This window comes from Paenibacillus sp. DRB1-1 (genome assembly GCF_052119485.1).
GTDB classification, from domain to species: Bacteria; Bacillota; Bacilli; order Paenibacillales; family Paenibacillaceae; genus Paenibacillus; species Paenibacillus polymyxa_B.
Genome location: NZ_JBODQH010000001.1, coordinates 5,506,820 through 5,524,091 on the forward strand (window position 1 = coordinate 5,506,820; position 17,272 = coordinate 5,524,091).

The 17,272-nt window shown below is 39.4% G+C and carries 13 protein-coding genes, 2 pseudogenes and 1 riboswitch; of the genes and pseudogenes, 5 read left to right on the forward strand and 10 right to left on the reverse strand.

The window, feature by feature from the left end; all coding sequences use genetic code 11:
* Positions 1 to 1,684: 1,684 nt before the first annotated feature.
* From ACQW03_RS24740 to ACQW03_RS24750, 3 genes are all read right to left on the reverse strand, one after another.
* Positions 1,685 to 2,626 carry a flavodoxin family protein gene (locus tag ACQW03_RS24740; protein ID WP_441952251.1) on the reverse strand — a complete coding sequence of 314 codons (942 nt, stop codon included), beginning with the start codon at positions 2,624 to 2,626 and terminating at the stop codon, positions 1,685 to 1,687.
* Between the two features lie 462 nt (positions 2,627 to 3,088).
* Positions 3,089 to 3,868: a DAPG hydrolase family protein gene (locus ACQW03_RS24745; protein ID WP_441952253.1), complete on the reverse strand. Its 780-nt coding sequence runs from the start codon at positions 3,866 to 3,868 to the stop codon at positions 3,089 to 3,091.
* 34 nt (positions 3,869 to 3,902) lie between these two features.
* Positions 3,903 to 4,724, reverse strand: a complete 822-nt coding sequence (locus ACQW03_RS24750) for an NAD(P)-dependent oxidoreductase (RefSeq protein WP_441952255.1) — start codon at positions 4,722 to 4,724, stop codon at positions 3,903 to 3,905.
* 451 nt (positions 4,725 to 5,175) lie between these two features.
* On the opposite strand from ACQW03_RS24750, the gene ACQW03_RS24755 reads away from it, so the two are divergent.
* Positions 5,176 to 6,129: a PucR family transcriptional regulator gene (locus ACQW03_RS24755; RefSeq protein ID WP_441952257.1), complete on the forward strand. Its 954-nt coding sequence runs from the start codon at positions 5,176 to 5,178 to the stop codon at positions 6,127 to 6,129.
* Between the two features lie 25 nt (positions 6,130 to 6,154).
* Here ACQW03_RS24755 and cntE read toward each other — a convergent pair.
* Together cntE and ACQW03_RS24765 are read right to left on the reverse strand one after the other, a co-directional pair.
* A pseudogene (gene cntE, locus ACQW03_RS24760) lies at positions 6,155 to 6,662 on the reverse strand (staphylopine family metallophore export MFS transporter CntE); the annotation flags it as partial.
* Between the two features lie 89 nt (positions 6,663 to 6,751).
* Positions 6,752 to 6,998, reverse strand: a pseudogene (locus ACQW03_RS24765) (diaminopimelate epimerase); the annotation flags it as partial.
* A gap of 962 nt (positions 6,999 to 7,960) precedes the next feature.
* On the opposite strand from ACQW03_RS24765, the gene ACQW03_RS24770 reads away from it, so the two are divergent.
* Positions 7,961 to 9,868, forward strand: coding sequence for a carbohydrate-binding protein (locus tag ACQW03_RS24770; RefSeq protein WP_441952259.1), 1,908 nt, complete (start codon positions 7,961 to 7,963; stop codon positions 9,866 to 9,868).
* Positions 9,869 to 10,427: 559 nt separating this feature from the next.
* Here the strand turns inward: ACQW03_RS24770 and ACQW03_RS24775 are convergent.
* Positions 10,428 to 11,393 (reverse strand): flavodoxin family protein, encoded by a 966-nt coding sequence (locus ACQW03_RS24775; protein ID WP_071640829.1) that lies wholly within the window; start codon positions 11,391 to 11,393, stop codon positions 10,428 to 10,430.
* A gap of 311 nt (positions 11,394 to 11,704) precedes the next feature.
* On the opposite strand from ACQW03_RS24775, the gene ACQW03_RS24780 reads away from it, so the two are divergent.
* Positions 11,705 to 13,258 (forward strand): PucR family transcriptional regulator, encoded by a 1,554-nt coding sequence (locus ACQW03_RS24780; RefSeq protein WP_441952261.1) that lies wholly within the window; start codon positions 11,705 to 11,707, stop codon positions 13,256 to 13,258.
* 156 nt (positions 13,259 to 13,414) lie between these two features.
* Here ACQW03_RS24780 and ACQW03_RS24785 read toward each other — a convergent pair whose 3' ends face one another.
* The 4 genes from ACQW03_RS24785 to ACQW03_RS24800 form a co-directional block, all read right to left on the reverse strand.
* Positions 13,415 to 13,729, reverse strand: a complete 315-nt coding sequence (locus ACQW03_RS24785) for a DMT family transporter (RefSeq protein ID WP_071640827.1) — start codon at positions 13,727 to 13,729, stop codon at positions 13,415 to 13,417.
* A 3-nt stretch (positions 13,730 to 13,732) separates the two neighbouring features.
* Positions 13,733 to 14,074: a DMT family transporter gene (locus ACQW03_RS24790; protein WP_025723001.1), complete on the reverse strand. Its 342-nt coding sequence runs from the start codon at positions 14,072 to 14,074 to the stop codon at positions 13,733 to 13,735.
* A 95-nt stretch (positions 14,075 to 14,169) separates the two neighbouring features.
* Positions 14,170 to 14,268, reverse strand: a riboswitch (guanidine-I (ykkC/yxkD leader).
* An 84-nt stretch (positions 14,269 to 14,352) separates the two neighbouring features.
* Entirely contained in the window at positions 14,353 to 14,871 is a 519-nt protein-coding gene (locus ACQW03_RS24795; protein WP_220028115.1) for a GNAT family N-acetyltransferase, read from the reverse strand.
* A gap of 26 nt (positions 14,872 to 14,897) precedes the next feature.
* The gene (locus tag ACQW03_RS24800) at positions 14,898 to 15,350 is read right to left on the reverse strand and encodes a MarR family winged helix-turn-helix transcriptional regulator (protein WP_441952265.1); all 453 of its coding nucleotides are present in this window, start codon (positions 15,348 to 15,350) and stop codon (positions 14,898 to 14,900) included.
* A 116-nt stretch (positions 15,351 to 15,466) separates the two neighbouring features.
* Here ACQW03_RS24800 and ACQW03_RS24805 point away from each other — a divergent pair, with 116 nt between their 5' ends.
* Both ACQW03_RS24805 and ACQW03_RS24810 read left to right on the forward strand, forming a co-directional pair.
* On the forward strand, positions 15,467 to 16,111 hold the full coding sequence (locus tag ACQW03_RS24805; RefSeq protein ID WP_441952267.1) for a YczE/YyaS/YitT family protein: 645 nt from the start codon (positions 15,467 to 15,469) through the stop codon (positions 16,109 to 16,111).
* Positions 16,112 to 16,329: 218 nt separating this feature from the next.
* Complete coding sequence (locus tag ACQW03_RS24810) at positions 16,330 to 17,247, forward strand: dihydrodipicolinate synthase family protein (protein ID WP_441952269.1); 918 nt, start codon at positions 16,330 to 16,332, stop codon at positions 17,245 to 17,247.
* Positions 17,248 to 17,272 lie beyond the last annotated feature (25 nt).

Below are 17,272 nucleotides of genomic sequence, written 5' to 3' on the forward strand. Positions count from 1 at the left end.
AAGCTCATATATGTCGTTATTGGCCAAGTCGTTTTTGTAACTGCTTAGTTCCCCATCTCTTTGCCCACGATTAGCTCTATTTGGAGTGAATTTTAAGTAGGCCTTATCGGTCAAAACAGAATTCTTGAAGTAATTGTTGGAACTGGATCACTTAACTTGTCCCACTTTAGCCGAACTACCTTAGGTAGAACTCCATAATTATCAAATAACTCATAAAGCTGCTGAATTTTCATATCGTACTGTTTTATTGCAATGAATTTTCCAACCACGTTTTGCTCTCTGTCCATTCAAGTGTTGTAATCCAAGAGAAGCCTGAAATTCACCAATCGTTTGTCTCATTATGTGTACTTTAGCACCAGACATAGTGGAAAGATTGAACAAAATGGAGGAAATTCTCTATGCTCACTAATCTATGCTTCTTTACCTTGAGATTAGTGAGTGGTGTTGACGGTTTCGATCAGAACAAAATTGAAGCTATGAAGTATGTATGAGGTTGTGAATATTCTTGGTTGAACTATCATCTTGAGAAGTATGGATAAATGTATCCATTTAAGTGTATACATCCCGAGATTTTTCTCATTTTATATGGACTAATATGTGAAGCAACCGTAGTGAAAGAAATCTCATATATGATTTCGTAGAAGAAGATGGGGTTGTGTAACCGCTTTTTCATTCCCATATTTCACAGTCTGATCAAGAATATCCGCATTGAGTATGGCCTCGTATTGTTGATATTGTACAAACTTGGAATCAAAATGCTGAAACAATTATCACTAAAAAGATTTCGAATGATTTAAAAGAACTATTTAGAAATTAAAAGTATTTCTTGTATACCAAATAAACCCAATATATGCTTAATTTGTACAAGCATTTTAGCTTTTCTCTTCGCAACAGGTTCCTCAACAAAAAAACAATTAAGTCCTCAGTATTAAAACCATCGATTTTTCCTTGAAGCTTTATTTCGACCATAGAGCATCGAGGAAACAAGGAGAAAATCCACCTTTAAGCATCAATGTATCAGAAGAAGCTTGGATATGAGCTTCAAGTGTACACTCCCCTGCCCGGATGAAAATAGATTGCTCAGTTGCTTACCTTTAATACATATCACTCCTTTTATATGAGTAATATATTTTCATCTTAAAATTTTCACATGTAGAAACTGGTAATATGCAACAAAGAAGTCGCCAATCTGGCGACGCCTCTGCAGAATCTATAAGTTATTTAAATCAGCTACTGGTGTCCATTGCAATTGATCGGCTACATGCATGTGCGGTTCAATAACCGATGCTATTAAAGGATAATGTGCTTTTCCTTTGAAGTTACACCATTCAAAAAATATTTCATGGGGATGTTTCTCAATGGATCCCATCAATTGTCCACTGAATATCTATTCGATGTAGTAATTAGATTTTCTACTTTCGGCTGTGAACGATAAAGCCCGTGATTTAAGGGCTGCTTCTAGCGTGAAATGGTTCAATAACCCGAATTGGTTCCTTGGGAAAGCGATAATATTATTTTCAAAATCGTTAATGAGATAGTGTTTCTATCACCCGACATCAAACCTAAAGGCTGATTCTCTTCAGAGTGAAAAATGAGATACAAGCTTTTTTCTTTTCAGATTCTTTCATAATGATAACTAGGCATCCCGAGAAATCATATAGAGTTATGAAAGAAGTCCTGAATACTAATGCCCCATCGTTATTAAGGTATTAGGTTTATACTTGCTATATTTTTTACGCTTTTCATTAATCAGTTCAGTATTCTCAAAGTAAGTTTTCATAGTATCCTGTATCTCAAAGAAGTGGTCAACCGCTCCATGGCTATTTGTCATTGATTTCGTGTTATTGGTAATAACAAACTCCCATTTCCCCTCTTTATTCTTCTGCAAATCGCCGCCACTATGACATACTGGGCATTCAATCGCAAAACCATTATTATTCCAATGTGGTTCGGCCAAAGAAAGCAGATTGGAGTGACAATTAGGGCACCATCCAAGCTTCGGATCTCCTAAGAACGTTACCTGCTCATAATTACGGATGCCAGTCACAACATTCTCACCTAACTGTTTAGCTCGCATGATTATTGAATCGTCCAGCAGAATCTGACCTGGTCTTGGAGCGCGTATTGCAAGCATCTGATCTACAACTTTGATGTCTTGAGACAACATGCTGACGTGAATACTTTCAAGTGCCAAGGACATCCAGCTTCGCGTCGACCCGCCATTACAGATAATTCCTCCTACACGGTGGCGGTGATATTCACTTGAACCTACTTGTTTATGGAAATTAGGCTCGTATGCAAGATGCCGGTCGGTGAAGGTACGGAAGATGCCGGCAGGCATAAACTGATAGGTTGGGACTGCCACGATAATGCCATCTGCACTAAGCCACTCCTTCATGATCAAATCCAGATCATCCTTACTTTTGTATATGCATTCTGGAGCTTCACCTTTTTGCGTAAATTTCACAGTACATGATTCGCATCCTGAGCAAGGAGTGATATCGTAATTATGAAGGTTGATTAACATCACTTCCGCCCCCAACTCTTCCGCTCTCATCAATGCCTCTTTCGCCAAAATTTCTCCATTTCCATTTTTTCTTCCTGCTGTAATGGCTAAGATTTTCATAGTAGTTCCTCCTTTGTTTGAGAAACAATTCACAAAGGTATTAGTGTGTTTATACCGTTGTAGAGTGTTTCTAATCTGTTGACTTTTTTACTATTAATGATTGCATAAACAGTGCTCTCAATCTAACATAGATAACACCAACAATTATTGAAATTTCCATTTGAAAAATAATAGAGTCTTCAGCAGCTGGAGTTGCTCCTAATATCCTAAGGTGATCGCCAACCGCATAACCATGCAGGCATGTAAGTGATCTTAATTAGCCAGAAGAACTGCTACCCCACCTAACACGAATAATATGATAAATAGTGTAATTTCTTGAGGTGCCACTACACATCTTGAATGCTCACAGTGATGATTCCCCAGATCAATCCAAATAGGTACCCCTTTGGACGAAGCAATGCAAGGCTCAGTACTAGACTAAATAATTTTTTTCTTCATTCTAAAATAACCTTTCACAGTATTTTATAGATTACACTTTTCTTCTTTATACAACACTGGCAGCAATTTGGCTAAATGAGTGTATTCTTTGATACAATGCAGAAGTAAACTTCTCGTTTCTTCGAGAGGGACTTGGATATGATCTGGGATTATTTTTTTCGTCTCCTTTGTCTGAAGATCAATGTTATAACCTAGCCAGAATCTGGACCGAAGCTCAACTCCCCCTTCAATGGGGCGAATGTAGTGAACCATTACTGCATCATCACCATTAGCACATAATAATGAGCTTGTATTCGAGAGCTTTAGTTTCTTCAAATCAAAGCCCATACTTTCCGGTGAGCAAAAACGTATCCGAATATTTCTTGGTCCAGAGCCCGTATCTTCCTCTACGATGTGTGTCACTCCCCAAATTCTTTCAGGTAATGGAATGCTGGAGTCGAGTAAACGCTCCCTTTGGTCCGTCTGAATTCCAAAGTGATCTTCCTTGTTCCAGATTTTATAACGCAAAGGCTCCATAGCATGCCATACAAACCACCAGTCAAACATCGTATTAGTGACTCCGGGCATCAGGATACGACTGGCCACAAAGCCTGTTCCGTCTTCCATGCAGCAATAACCGATTTCTGTCTCTAGGTATCCAGGGTCCAGCAAACGATTCCTCTCATAGATGCTGATCGTCTGATTGGAATCAATCGGACCTTCATTGACTTTACTCACTAATTCTTCAGGTGCTGATGACATCTTCCAGTCATAATATTTCGCATAACTTAGTTGTTGCTCTTTATTACTTATATAGGAATTCATCCAAAATTCCTCCCTTAGAAATATCACACCTTGTTCACTCAGCTGCGCATACGGTCCAATGTTTATGAATCAGTGCTTGGTTCTTGACCTCATCCGCCACAGCCAATTGCAGGTCAGGAACTGAAACTCCGGCTGGAATACCATTTTTCATCATCATATAATCGATTCCCAACTCATAATTTCCAGTCCCCTCTCCAGGACGATAAAACCATGGGGGAGACAGAAAACTCCAATTAAAGCTATGGTCCGCTTGAAATAGATCCAAAGCTACACGGCAACCTTCAAGAAGGGGTACACTGGTCCAACTTGATACATGTTTCTCCAGTTTCGAATCTGACTCCCCTGGCTGGATTACACCTGATTCCTTTCGTTCAGCAGCATCATAAAAGAATTTCTCCTGTGTAATATCACCCAACCAACGCAAGTGTACGGCCGGCGCCACGCCAAAATACCATGTGGGGAAACGAGGGTCATCAAACATCTGTAGACCCGGTTTTACATACAAGCTTGCTGCACCACCAATACAGATCAGATATTTCCCTTTTGCTTGTTTAAATGCATTGATAATTCGTCTCGTTCCTTCCACTTGTCTATAATAGACCCGCATATCTATCTCATGTCCCCCTGAGAATGCGCTTACCACTACATCATGATCGGCAATAGCTGCTACCAGTTCCAGAGCATCCATTACCGATACGGTGATAGATGTAAGACCAATTGTATCAGGCACTTTATCTGCATCAATAGAAATGCCAGTTACGGAATGTCCTCTTTTCAACAAAATTTCCGTCAGTGCTTTTCCTCCCATACCTGTGTGACCAATTACAGCTACTTTTAATGGTTTTGACTGCATCATGTTGTCTCCCTTTTCTGGATTATTTACAAATACATGGTCTTCTCCCCATTCATAATATATAATTCAATCCATAAGCGCATTGTCCATTTGCACAAAAATATACGTTCCACAGTTGCTCTTTCCTCATGTGTTTCAATAAAAAGTATTAAAAAAACGGGAAAGTTGTTGATATGTATGAAAGTACGTGAATTGTTTAACATTTTATGCGATTACACAATTACACAGGTGAAAATTTCAAATGAAAATGCTGTGGTCAATAAGACTGCTTGGCTAGATCATGAGCAAACAGATTTTGAACCGTCGACTTTGTATCTGATACATTACAAGAAACTCCCCCTTATTTTTGATGCTAATACAGGTGCGAATTTCCTTTGTTTTGGAAATTCCAGTGTTGTCAATCCGATTCTTCATTCTTTTTCCCATAATGTCTTTCATTTAAGAGAGAGCAACGATGCTGAAATTAGTCGTTGTTATGAAACTATTCACCAATTACTTGCTGAGGATAACCTCATATGGAATTGAAATCGCACATGTAATGATCTCTGAAAGTTACCAGCCGATTTCTGAGTTAGATAAAAAAATTATTCGTTATTTTTGCAAGATCATTTCCATTGAACTACAAAAAGACTCCTTTTATAAAGACAACAAAGGGGTCAAGTATTCCTATTTTCTCGCTGACTTGCTAGATAATCATTTAAGTAGTCCACATACAATTGAAATGCGTCTGAATACGTTAGGCATAAAACTACACAAAAATATGCAATTGGTGATCGTGAGGCCCAACACTCATTCCACTGCCCACTCCCTAGACATTCTTGTAAAACAGTTGCATCTACTTCTGCCCCAGAGCATGTATGTTGTATATAAAAACTCTGTAGTGTTGTTGCTTAATCAAGAGTCATTGTTCTATCCTGATAATGCAATCTACAAGAGAATAAAATGCTTTCTTCATGCTAACGCATTTACAATGGGGGTCAGCAATCCTTTTTCCGATATAAGCAAACTGCAGATTCACTACAAGCAAGCTATAAAAGCAGCGGAGATTGGAAACAACCGGTTAGGTATCAAGTCTGGGGCTATCTATTTCAAAGATATTTCATTTCTCTATCTCCTTGAAATTAGCAATAAAACAGAAGAGAATTTACATTTTTGCCACCCAGATATCTCTTTCCTGATCGAGTATGATGAGTTACATCATACCGAATTGAGCCATACATTAATGGTCTTTTTATTCAATGGGCAAAATACTGCCAAGACCTGCAACCTTTTAAATATCCACAAAAATACGTTGCTTTACCGTATAAATAAAATCAAAAAGATACTTAATACTTCACTTGAAAATGGGGACGATCTCTTCTCCTACCAGTTGTCTTTTAAAATTTTAAATTATAATTCATTACAGTAGTAATGTCCGCACTTTAATTAACAATTCATCCGCGAACCGCCAATTTTCGTCGATCATAGGCAAAAACGATCATCTTTGCCCCTAAAATAGCACATACCATATACATAAATGAATAGGAGGGAAAATCAGCAATGGTTCCCATGATGGCCCCCCAGAGAAACAGCCATATCAGCTGTGGCAATAAACAATCCGATTAGCACATTACGATTTGACTGTGGAAGAACAAATGACAAGTAGGTCGTCAGAGTTGGATAAACGATTACCTGTGCTATACCCATAAGTACGGCTCCAACATAAAAGAGAATCGTTCCGCCCTGTATTGAAAAGCTTACACATCCAGCCGCCAATGCCAGAAGCAGCATTGTTCCCATCATAAAGCGGGAATGCCATTGGCCATCTGACGGAATATTTTTTCTTAGAGTGAAGCGAGAAACTACAACAACTCCCGCTTGAATCATTAAATACAGACCAGCATTACCGTTTTTAAGTTGAGGAATATACAAAGGGATAAACGTCGTAATTGCTCCGAATATCTCCCAAGGTTAAGTAATCTTGCTAATGTTTGCGCTCTTTTTTCATCGCTTCATAAAATTGTTCGACTTTTAATAGAATATGAATATATTGATGCGATATAAGTCGCCAATGCCATACAAGCATTACCGCAGAATTGCCCATTCGGCCATTTGTAAATGTGCGTTAACTTTTTTTTCTGATCTTTCTATAAACCCTACTTGTTCAGCATACACGTTATCGTATGACATAATTTTTGAGGCTATGTGTCTGTATGTCCCAGCTGGATGATTTGTTTTAATAAGAATCGTCATATTCTGTGTTGGACTAAATTTTGTAAAATCGGTCTCCTGTTTCATCTCAGCTACCTCTATTCCACAAGAAGAATTTTTAAGGGACTCTTATGTCACTTAATTAATAGTAATGATTACAATTATCATCCGAAAAAAAATATAGCATAGCATTTATTGATCGTCAACAAATATTTCCATTTAGAATTTTCCAAATAAGATGCTCCACTGATCAGTTCGAATATCAAATTTTTTATCAGCTATTGCCACACCTGCTGAGCCTACGAGCCCTTTTCATCCAAATCTGTAATCTCATCCACCCATACGTAATAGTCGTGGTATTTGTTTTGTGGGTTGCCACCTGGTCTCCTTGAACCATGGGGGCTCGCTGCTCGAATGACTGATAACAAGGTCCATGATCACCTTGACGCTCGGTCCGCTTGTTCATCAAGGTGCGGAAATTATTTAGACTCTCATACAGCGGGTCTACCTGATAGTAATCAGTTACATCATAATTATGGTAACTTGGAGACGGATTTAGGGGTCAAGGCATCCACGATGGCATAAGTTTTGGTTGTTAATTCTCCCGAGATTGTCTCATACGTGCTTGTCTTGCCCCCTTTTACCTCTGCAACCATTTTGATGAATATGGACAATACCAGTTGTTAGGGTGAAACTTCCTTCGTCATTAACATAATTCATCTCCAAAGTAACTAAATTATTTGTCTTTTAAGATTACCTTAATCGGAGCAAATCAGGGATCTACGTTCCTTTCGATTCGTTTTTTTTAAAATAGAATGAAATTGTTATTTTTGATATAACATGTTATGATTACTCCAAATAAAACCATTATTTATAATCAAATTACATATTAGCATTTAACTTTTCGATCAAAATGTAAGCGATTTCATTTCTCTTTTGCCTTCTTCACAGCAGTTCTCCTTACGGGTAAAGGTCTGAGCATATTCTTGGTTTTGATAAATTTGCGGATAGCTCAGCTTTAGACCATATAATAAACGGAGGTTATTGTTATGATCAGAAAATGTCTAGTTTTATTTCTCTCCTTCGCTCTATTGCTCGGTGTCTTTCCCATGCTAAATGTAGATGCTGCCAATCGGCCACTGGCTAAGATCCCTGGAAATTCTAACCCTCTAATGGATCATAAGTTGGGAGCTGACCCCTATTCATTGGTGTATAATGGAAGGGTGTATATCTACATGTCAAGTGATACGTATGTGTATAACAATGACGGATCGATTAAAGACAATGACTTCAGTGCTCTGGATCGCATCCAGGTCATATCGTCCGCGGACATGGTGAACTGGACGGATCACGGAGCGATACCAGTCGCAGGGGCCAACAACAAGAACAGCGGAAGGGGCATTGCCAAATGGGCCTCTAACTCCTGGGCACCTGCAATTGCGCATAAAAAAATGAATGGCAAAGATAAATTCTTCCTTTATTTTGCCAATGGCGGGGCAGGAATTGGAGTCCTGACAGCAGACACACCGATCGGACCTTGGACAGACCCCCTCGGTAAAGCACTTGTGACACATAGTACACCTGGAATGGCTGGCGTGACATGGCTTTTTGATCCTGCTGTGCTGGTGGACGATGATGGCACAGGGTACCTGTATAGCGGTGGGGGAATTCCTAACGAATCCGATCCTGCTTCCATTGCTAATCCCAAAACAGCTAGAGTGAGCAAGTTAGGAGCAGATATGATCAGTGTTGTTGGAAGCGCAACCACCATTGATGCACCTTACCTATTTGAAGATTCAGGTATTCATAAGTACAATGGCAAATACTATTATTCCTACTGTATTAACTTTGCCGGAACACACCCGACTCAGTACCCTGGAGGTGAAATCGGCTATATGGTCAGCGACAACCCGATGGGCCCCTTCACTTATAAAGGCCATTTCCTGAAAAACCCCTATACATTCTTCGGCGTTGGCGGCAACAACCACCATGCTGTATTTAACTTTAAAAATGAGTGGTATGTCGTGTATCATGCCCAAACGGTCAGCAAGGCACAAATTGGCACTGGAAAAGGCTATCGCTCTCCGCACATTAATAAACTGGTGTATAATACCGATGGAAGCATCCAAGAGGTACAAGGGAATATGACTGGAATAGCTCAGCTATCCAATCTAAATCCATATACCAGAGTTGAAGCGGAAACCATGGCGTGGCAGGCGGGTATTACGACCGAGCCCACTCAAGCCACTGGCGGTCCGGTCAGTAATCTGGATGTGACCAATATTCACAATGGGGACTGGGTAGCTGTCGGGAAGGCTGATTTTGGCTCTACCGGAGCAAAGACGTTCAAAGCTAATGTTGCCACAAATGTCGGTGGTAATATTGAAGTACGGCTTGACAGTGAGACAGGGCCGCTAGTCGGCTCTTTGAAAGTGCCTTCAACTGGAGGTATGCAGATCTGGAGAGAAGTAGAGACCACGATCAATAATGCAACTGGAGTTCGCAACATTTATTTGGTGTTTACTGGGGCAGGTAACGGCAATCTATTTAATTTGGATGCCTGGCAGTTCACCCCCAACACGGGGGGAAATATGGGGACAAAGGTTGAAGCTGAGAATATGAATATTGGCGGCACTTATGCAGGCAAGATCAGTACACCCTTTGACGGGGTTGCTTTGTATGGCACTGCTGACTACGCATCATACTCACAGTATTTTGCCAACCCTACGCATAATATCTCAGTACGGGGAGCTTCAAGCAATGCTGGTACGGCCAAAGTGGACTTGGTTATTGGAGGAGCAACTGTGGGTGCCTTTTATTTCACGGGCAAAACACCGACTGTCCAAACCTTGTCCAACATTACTCACGCTACTGGCGATCAGGAGGTCAAACTTACCTTGACGAGCGATGACGGAACCTGGGATGCCTACGTGGATTTCATTGAATTTTCGTTATGATCGCTCGTAAAAACAGTAGTTGTCTTAGTCCTATTGTTGACTAAATTGAGACTGTCTGGATACTTCATCCTCAGTGACTTGCAAGTGCAGCGTATGGAAAAACACCCTCTGGTGCTCGAGATTACTGCTAGGGAAGCCCCCAGCAGTAATCTCGAGCACCCTTTTATCTTAATGGGTCCCTTCATATATAGCTCTGCACTTCTTCTGAGAACAGGAACAGGATCACGATACTACAACGATCAAGAGGTAAGAATATGTTGAAAAAGTAGGCTCGCTCTTAGTAGTGTTCTTCCACTGCTTATGACAATGCTCTCTATGGGCAGCATATCGTCCGCTCTCACATTCAACAATCCTTTTATCTATGCCGATGTTCCGGACAATGATGTAATTCGGGTAGGCAATACTTATTATATGACCAGTATAAACATGGCTATACCATGCATATGAACCCAGGCGTTCCCATTATGAATTAGCTCTATTGGAGTGAATTTTAGTAGGCCTTACCAGCCAAATTAGCTCTCAGCCTTTCAAAAAAAGAATAAGTACTTTATCCAGAATATCAATTACGAGCAGGTCTGGAATAAGATAAATAGTTTTTGTATTTTTTTAATCTTTCAGGCAATTCGCCAGCCTTGGAATTAGGTTTTAATGAAACTTTATATAATTCATCCGCGTGCTCGAATTTCCCAGAGATTAGAACATGAGAATGCGCTCTATCTTCTTCTGTGACATTGAATTTAACTTTGCCTTGTTCAACTTCCAAAGTGCCCTTTACACCGCAAATTCCGCATATTGCAGGATAATTATCATCATGATTCCTGATTTCAACGAGTTTGGAATGACAGATTGGACATAAACCAGATTCGCCAATATATTTCGCTTCCGTATTCGGATTCATTAGTGTTTCAGCCACATGACGACCAGATTGCCTAGCTCTGTTCAATTCATTTTCCTTGAAGACTACTGATCCAGGCAAGCCAACCCAATTGACCAGTATTTTATCTACAACATTGATTTGCATCGGCAGCGTGAAGAGATGGAGCATTGGCAGTGCAAGTGTGTCCCACTCACTTCCCCCTACAGCAATAAGAGAAGCCACTCTTTGTTTAAAGCTTCTTTCATCTGGGCCTTTACCAGTAGTTATTCCTCTTTCTTCGCGTTGCTTCTTGGCAATCATTCGGAAGGCAATATCATGGGAGGGGCCCATCCGGTCATTCAGAGTCTTCAACAGTCCACTCGGGCTCTTCTCATAAATGGCTGAGCTCACAATTAACCCGTCGCATTCCATTATTTTTTCTTCAATAAATCCATAATCATCGTTCTTTATCACACAATCTCCTGAGCCACACTTTTCAAGCAGGCTCACTACACAAGCATTACAACCGGTGCAAGGTTTAATTTGCAGGTCATTAAGACGTATAAGCTCTACCTCGGCACCTATCTCTTCAGCACCCATCAGAGCTTCCTTGACAAGGATTTCTGAATTACTCATCCTTCTACCGCAACTGATCCCTAAAATTTTCATTAAAATCCTCCTGCTATTTGTATTTGTTAGGCATAGATCCTGAAGCAAATCCATGCGAGAGTTTCAGCTTTCTCCACTAATTTCGCATAAATTTCCTCACATAATTCCAAAACCTTTCCCTCACAGAGCCTTGATTTTAAACAATATTACTCATTTTTTGATGAAAGTGTCATTTATTGCAGCGTGTAATAATTTCAGTATATATAATAAAAACGTTATATCCCATGTGCTGGAATTTAAATATAGTCCGATATAGTGACGATGTTTTGTAATATTGCACAAGGATTAAAAAGCTTTTGGAGGCTGCTCTTGTGAAAATTCAAAAAATAATCAGAAAACTTAGCGACTGTTATCTTTCCTTGCCCGAAGAGGCCATGCAAACAAAAGAAATCAGTGAATTTACTATCCTGCGGTTGAGTTCCGTTTTCCAGGCTGACACCGCTTATATAGGCAAGCTTTCGGATTTGCCAAAGGACTTTCCTACAGACACTCCTCTTTTCTGCATTCAGGATTGTGATGCACTTGTAGACTCTTATACTTGTCTTACCCTTCTGCCAAATGGACTGGATCTGCTGGATCTTTCGGGAAAGATTTCATCTATACTTGCTCATGAGAATCGGCTCATTGAGCATATGCACACTCTGATATCCGCACTTTACTCAAACAAAGGTTTGCAATACTTGACAAACGAGGCCTCCCGCATCTTTGGTAATCCGGTAATCATTGTCGACGCAGGCTATAAGTTACTCGCTATGTGTCAGGCCCCCATCCCCAGCCGACCTGATATCGAACAGCAGCGAAATTTGGGTTATATTCTTGACAGTAATATTGAGAGCATGAAGAAATCTAATCTGTACGAACTGACCCGTATGGCTCTTATTCCTTATTATTCACGCGATCCCGAGACCAACGACTGTTGGATAACAGCTTTTGTGTACGTACATGGTATAGAATTCGCGCAGGTCAGTGTTATGGAACTGGATCGTAAATTTACAGATTTTGATTTTGAACTCGTACAATTTCTTTGTGAGCTGGTTTCGGTAGAATTGCAAAAGAACGACTTTTATAATTGCAATCAAGGAATGATGCATAGTTTTTTGCTTTCCGAACTGCTTACAGGCGAGCTCAATGATGCTAATGTCAACGCAATGCGACTGGCTCATCTGGAATGGACGCTTACACCTTACCTGAGAGTGATGACCTTGACAGACCTGAAGAACGGCTTTTTTGACGGGAAAGTTCAGCTGGTTGCACAGCATATGATCCAATTACTTCCGGATAGCCGTTGGATCGTATATCAGGGACGTATTGTATTTCTCATTTCTCTCGTTGATTCATCCTGTAAAATCATTGCTGAAGACAAACGAATTCTGGAGTTTCTACAAGTAAACGGTCTAACTGCTTCGCTAAGTGACTGCTTTAGTCATTTAGCCTGTTTACGAAAATATTATAAGCAATGCTTAACCGCCATCGAGATTGGTTTCCAACTTCATTCAAACAAGTCAGTGTATATGTATGAGGACTATCTCTGCGAGCATATTGGAAAGATCATATCGGAACAGAACGATCTCGCTGACTTCTGCCATCCAGTTATCCAAAAGTTAATTGCTTATGACAATGCCCACAAAACAAGTTTGCTGTCTACACTTGAAGCCTATCTTCAATATGTGGACACTCCAAATATTGCTGCTAAAACACTTTTTATTCATAGAAATACTTTGTTCTATCGAATCAACAGGATACGTGAGCTATTCGAGATTGATCTAAGCGATGGTGATATTCGTCTGAAGCTTCAAATGACTCTTCATTTTCTAAAACTGAAAACACAACGCGACGATCCTAAAGATCAGAGTATAGAAGGGTAAGCAAAAGCAAAAAAACATGCAGACAAAATTTCTTATCGATACTTTGTCTGCACGCTAGTCTTTTCTATCTATTTTTTAAATTTAATGATAGCCCATAAGCATTCAGATAGTCCGCTGCTGTTCTAAGATGACCAGTATGTCTAATTCCATCATTAATCAGCTTACCAGCTTTAGGCCAACTGCTGAACCGAGTACCATAGCGATGAACAGAATTCTCGCGGTATTACGCGGTTCACTGTAAAAGATCATGCCCAATATGGCCCCTCCAGAAGCTCCAATACCGGTCCAGACAGCGTAGGCCGTTCCCATTGGTAGTGTTTCCATGGCCAGGGATAGAAACAAGAAGCTCAACCCAAAGCCTGCAAGCAGGTAAAAAGCAGACAGGAAATTCCGATCTTTATGGAGCTTATTAATCATGAGAACTCCAATCATCTCAAATACGCCTGCCAAAATTAGAAATACCCAGTTCATACGTCAGTGCACCTCTTTTCCTTGTTTCTTCTCTTTGCTCTGTATTTTGAGGCCTACAACTCCGAGCAGAAGCACCCCGATTAGCAACAATTTAGATCCCTGTACCTCAGCACCAAACAACAAAATTTCTGCCAATACAGTGCCGGCCGTTCCCAAGCCGACAAACACTGCATACACCGTACCTACCGGAAGCGTACGGGAAGCCATAATCATGAGTATGAAACTTACTAAAATGGCAACTAAAGTGCCCCCCCACTCTAACCATCCGCTAGCATGTTTCAGGCCGATGACCCATCCAACTTCAAATAATGCCGCAATTACAACAGATAACCATGTCTTGTTCATTCTGTGCTTCCTCCTTTTTGATAATGCTGCAAATGTAGTATGGATTTATAGCAGCAATAAAAAAAAGCCTGAGAGAATACTGCATACAGCAGTTTTTCTCCCAGGCTTTTATCCCTCCGTGGCACAGTACGACGACTGTGAGTTTTCTCTCGGACCAGCCGATATTACATCGCGGAACCCTAGAAAACATTTTTGAATTCAATTATAGTTAATATTATACACATTAGTGAATAAATTACAATATAAAAATTAATAAGAATTCGTATATCATCCTAAACTTATATCATTGTTTTGGTCATTATGAAATCAATTTGTTCTTCATCCCCCATATAAAAAGAGTGTGCGCCAGTTTGAACAAACCCCATTTTCTTGTAAAAAGCAATGGCATTTTCATTTTTTTCCCATACCCCGAGCCAGATCTTCTTTTTATTATGTTCAATCGCAATTTCCATAGCTTTATTTAGCAGATATTTACCAAGCCCATGTTTTTGAGATTTGTTTCTTATATAAATCCTCTCAATTTCGAGCGACTCATCACCCATTCTTTCGGATTGGGCATCATTCATATTTACCTTTAAGTATCCAGCAAGTTCTTCATTAAAATAGATGAAAAAGATTTCTGAAGAGTCGTTGGACAATTCCTCCTCCAACTGCTTATAGTTAAATGCTCTTTCTAGATAAGCTTTCATATTTTCAGGTGAATTCTGATCTTTAAAAGTATCATTAAATGTTTCAATACTTATTTCTTGGAGTATTTGTAAATTTTCACGGCTGCACTTTATTATTTTCACGGTCACTTTAATGTATCGCTCCTTCATGTAAATCAATAATTTCTCTTGTTCCCCTTTTTTACAAATTCCCAGTCTTCCCCTATATTTTCTCTTACTCTTTGAAGAAGATTGAAAATAGTTTCTACTTCTTTTTCTGAAAATCCCTCTAATGCAACGTTATTGGAATAATCATTTTCTCTTTTTATAAAAGGATATACATTGTTTCCTTTATCTGTTGGATAGAGTTTTTTGATTTTTTGGTTATGGTTATCTTCTTTCTTTTCAATAAAGCCATTAATTACAAGTTTTTTTATAGCACGAGATGCAGTTGTTCGATCTACTTTTATCATCTCAGCTAACTTTTCTTGAATGATTCCTGGGTTTTCACATATTCGCACAAGGTACAAATACTGCCCTTTTGTAAGCTCATATTCTTTAAATTCTATATTACTTATAGAATCTAATGCCCTTGCGATCATTCCAATTTCACGAAGAACTTCCTTCATTAGTTAACTCCTTTGCACCTATTTTGTTGCAAATGCAATAAAAATGATATACATTGAATTTACCTTATTTTTATTGCATTTGCAACAAAAAAATTACATTAAAGAGGTCGAGTAATGTGAAATATGTTTTTTTCGTATTAGGAATTTTTATATTATCCCTTGGAATTTCGTTCACTATACAATCAGACCTTGGGACTTCACCTTTTGATGCACTTTTGGTAGGACTGTCCATAAATGTGGGGCTTACTGTGGGGAGTTGGGAAATCATAATAGCTATAATATTGATATGTTGTAATTCGCTTTTGAAAAGACAAAGACCTGAAGTTTTGGGGTTGTTAACAGCATTTATAACGGGTATTGGTATTGATATGTGGCTTTTTTTATTACACAATTTGATAGCACCTGAACTATGGTACAGCAAAGTTGTTTGTTTTGGAATTGGTTTAGTTGTTGTAGGATTAGGAACTGCAACATATTTACAGACAAATTTTGCACCAATTCCAGTTGACCGATTAACATTAATCATACAAGAATTAACTAGAACAAATCTATTTTTTTCGAGAACACTCATCTATCTTATATTCTTGATCATAGCAGTCATTTTAAATGGCCCCATTGGCATTGGAACTTTGTTAACTGTTTGTTTAGGGGGGCTAATACTCAATTACTTTATGCCACTTACTGAAAAAGTACTTGACCGCATATTAACACACTCTCATACATCACTAAATCATGAGAAAGATAAAAAGCATTCTATATAGAATGCTTTTTATGTTGTTCAACTAACTTGATCTGTTAAAAGATGTAATATCCAAGTTGAGACTGAAGCTTGATGCTCATATCTCTTTGTTTCGATATTAGGTTTCTCTAGAAGAATTGGTACTGTTATTTGTCTCTCAATTGGTACTTTAATTGTGTCTAATTCATTTTTATAATGTGTTTGTATTTTGAAGGCCAATTAATAAAGGAGTGTAGCTTTATGTTCTGTGGATTATCTGCTTTTCCACTCACCCCAGTTAACGAGACAGGTATTAACGAAAAAGCATTTGTGACACTAATTCAACGATTAGTTGCAGCTGGTGTAGACTCAATTGGTGCATTGGGTTCAACTGGAAATTATGCATATCTTAATCGAGAAGAACGTTTACATGTGCTTCAACTTGCTGTCCATTCATCTGAGGGGATTCCCGTGATGACAAGTATAAGTGCGATTCGTACTTCTGAAGTACTTCTATTAGCGGAAGATGCACAAAGAGCAGGAGCAAGCGCAGTGTTGCTAGCCCCTGTCTCCTATCAAACACTAACGAATGAAGAAGTATTTTTACTCTATGAACAGGTGACGAGTTCACTCTCCATTCCACTTTGTGTATATGATAATCCGAGTACCTCGCATTTTCATTTCAGTGATGAGTTGCACGGTCGGATTGCTGAGCTGTCTAACGTTCGTTCTATCAAGATTCCTGGAGTACCTTCTGACCCTGAAGAAGCTAATGCACGAATTAGCAAACTTCGTAAGCTCATCCCTTCCTATGTAACGATCGGAGTAAGCGGGGATCCGTTTGCAGCCACCGGCTTGAATGCGGGCTGTGAAGCATGGTACTCCGCTCTGGGTGGCTTGTTTCCAGAGACCTGCTTGAGAATAACCCGATTTGCTCTGGATGGTTGTGCTGACGAAGCAAGTCGACTCTCAACACAGCTTGAACCGCTTTGGTCGTTATTTCGCCAATATGGCAGCCTTCGCGTTGTTTCAGCAGCAGCAGAAATAAGTGGCTTGATCTCAAGTCCCAGTCTTCCTTTACCCTTACAACCATTGAATCAATCAGCTAGAGAACACTTGAAATTCATACTAAAGGATCTTCAGTCCACTGAAACATTCTGTTCACCATTTGATGTTTAAATTGCATATGAATCAAACCAGCAAT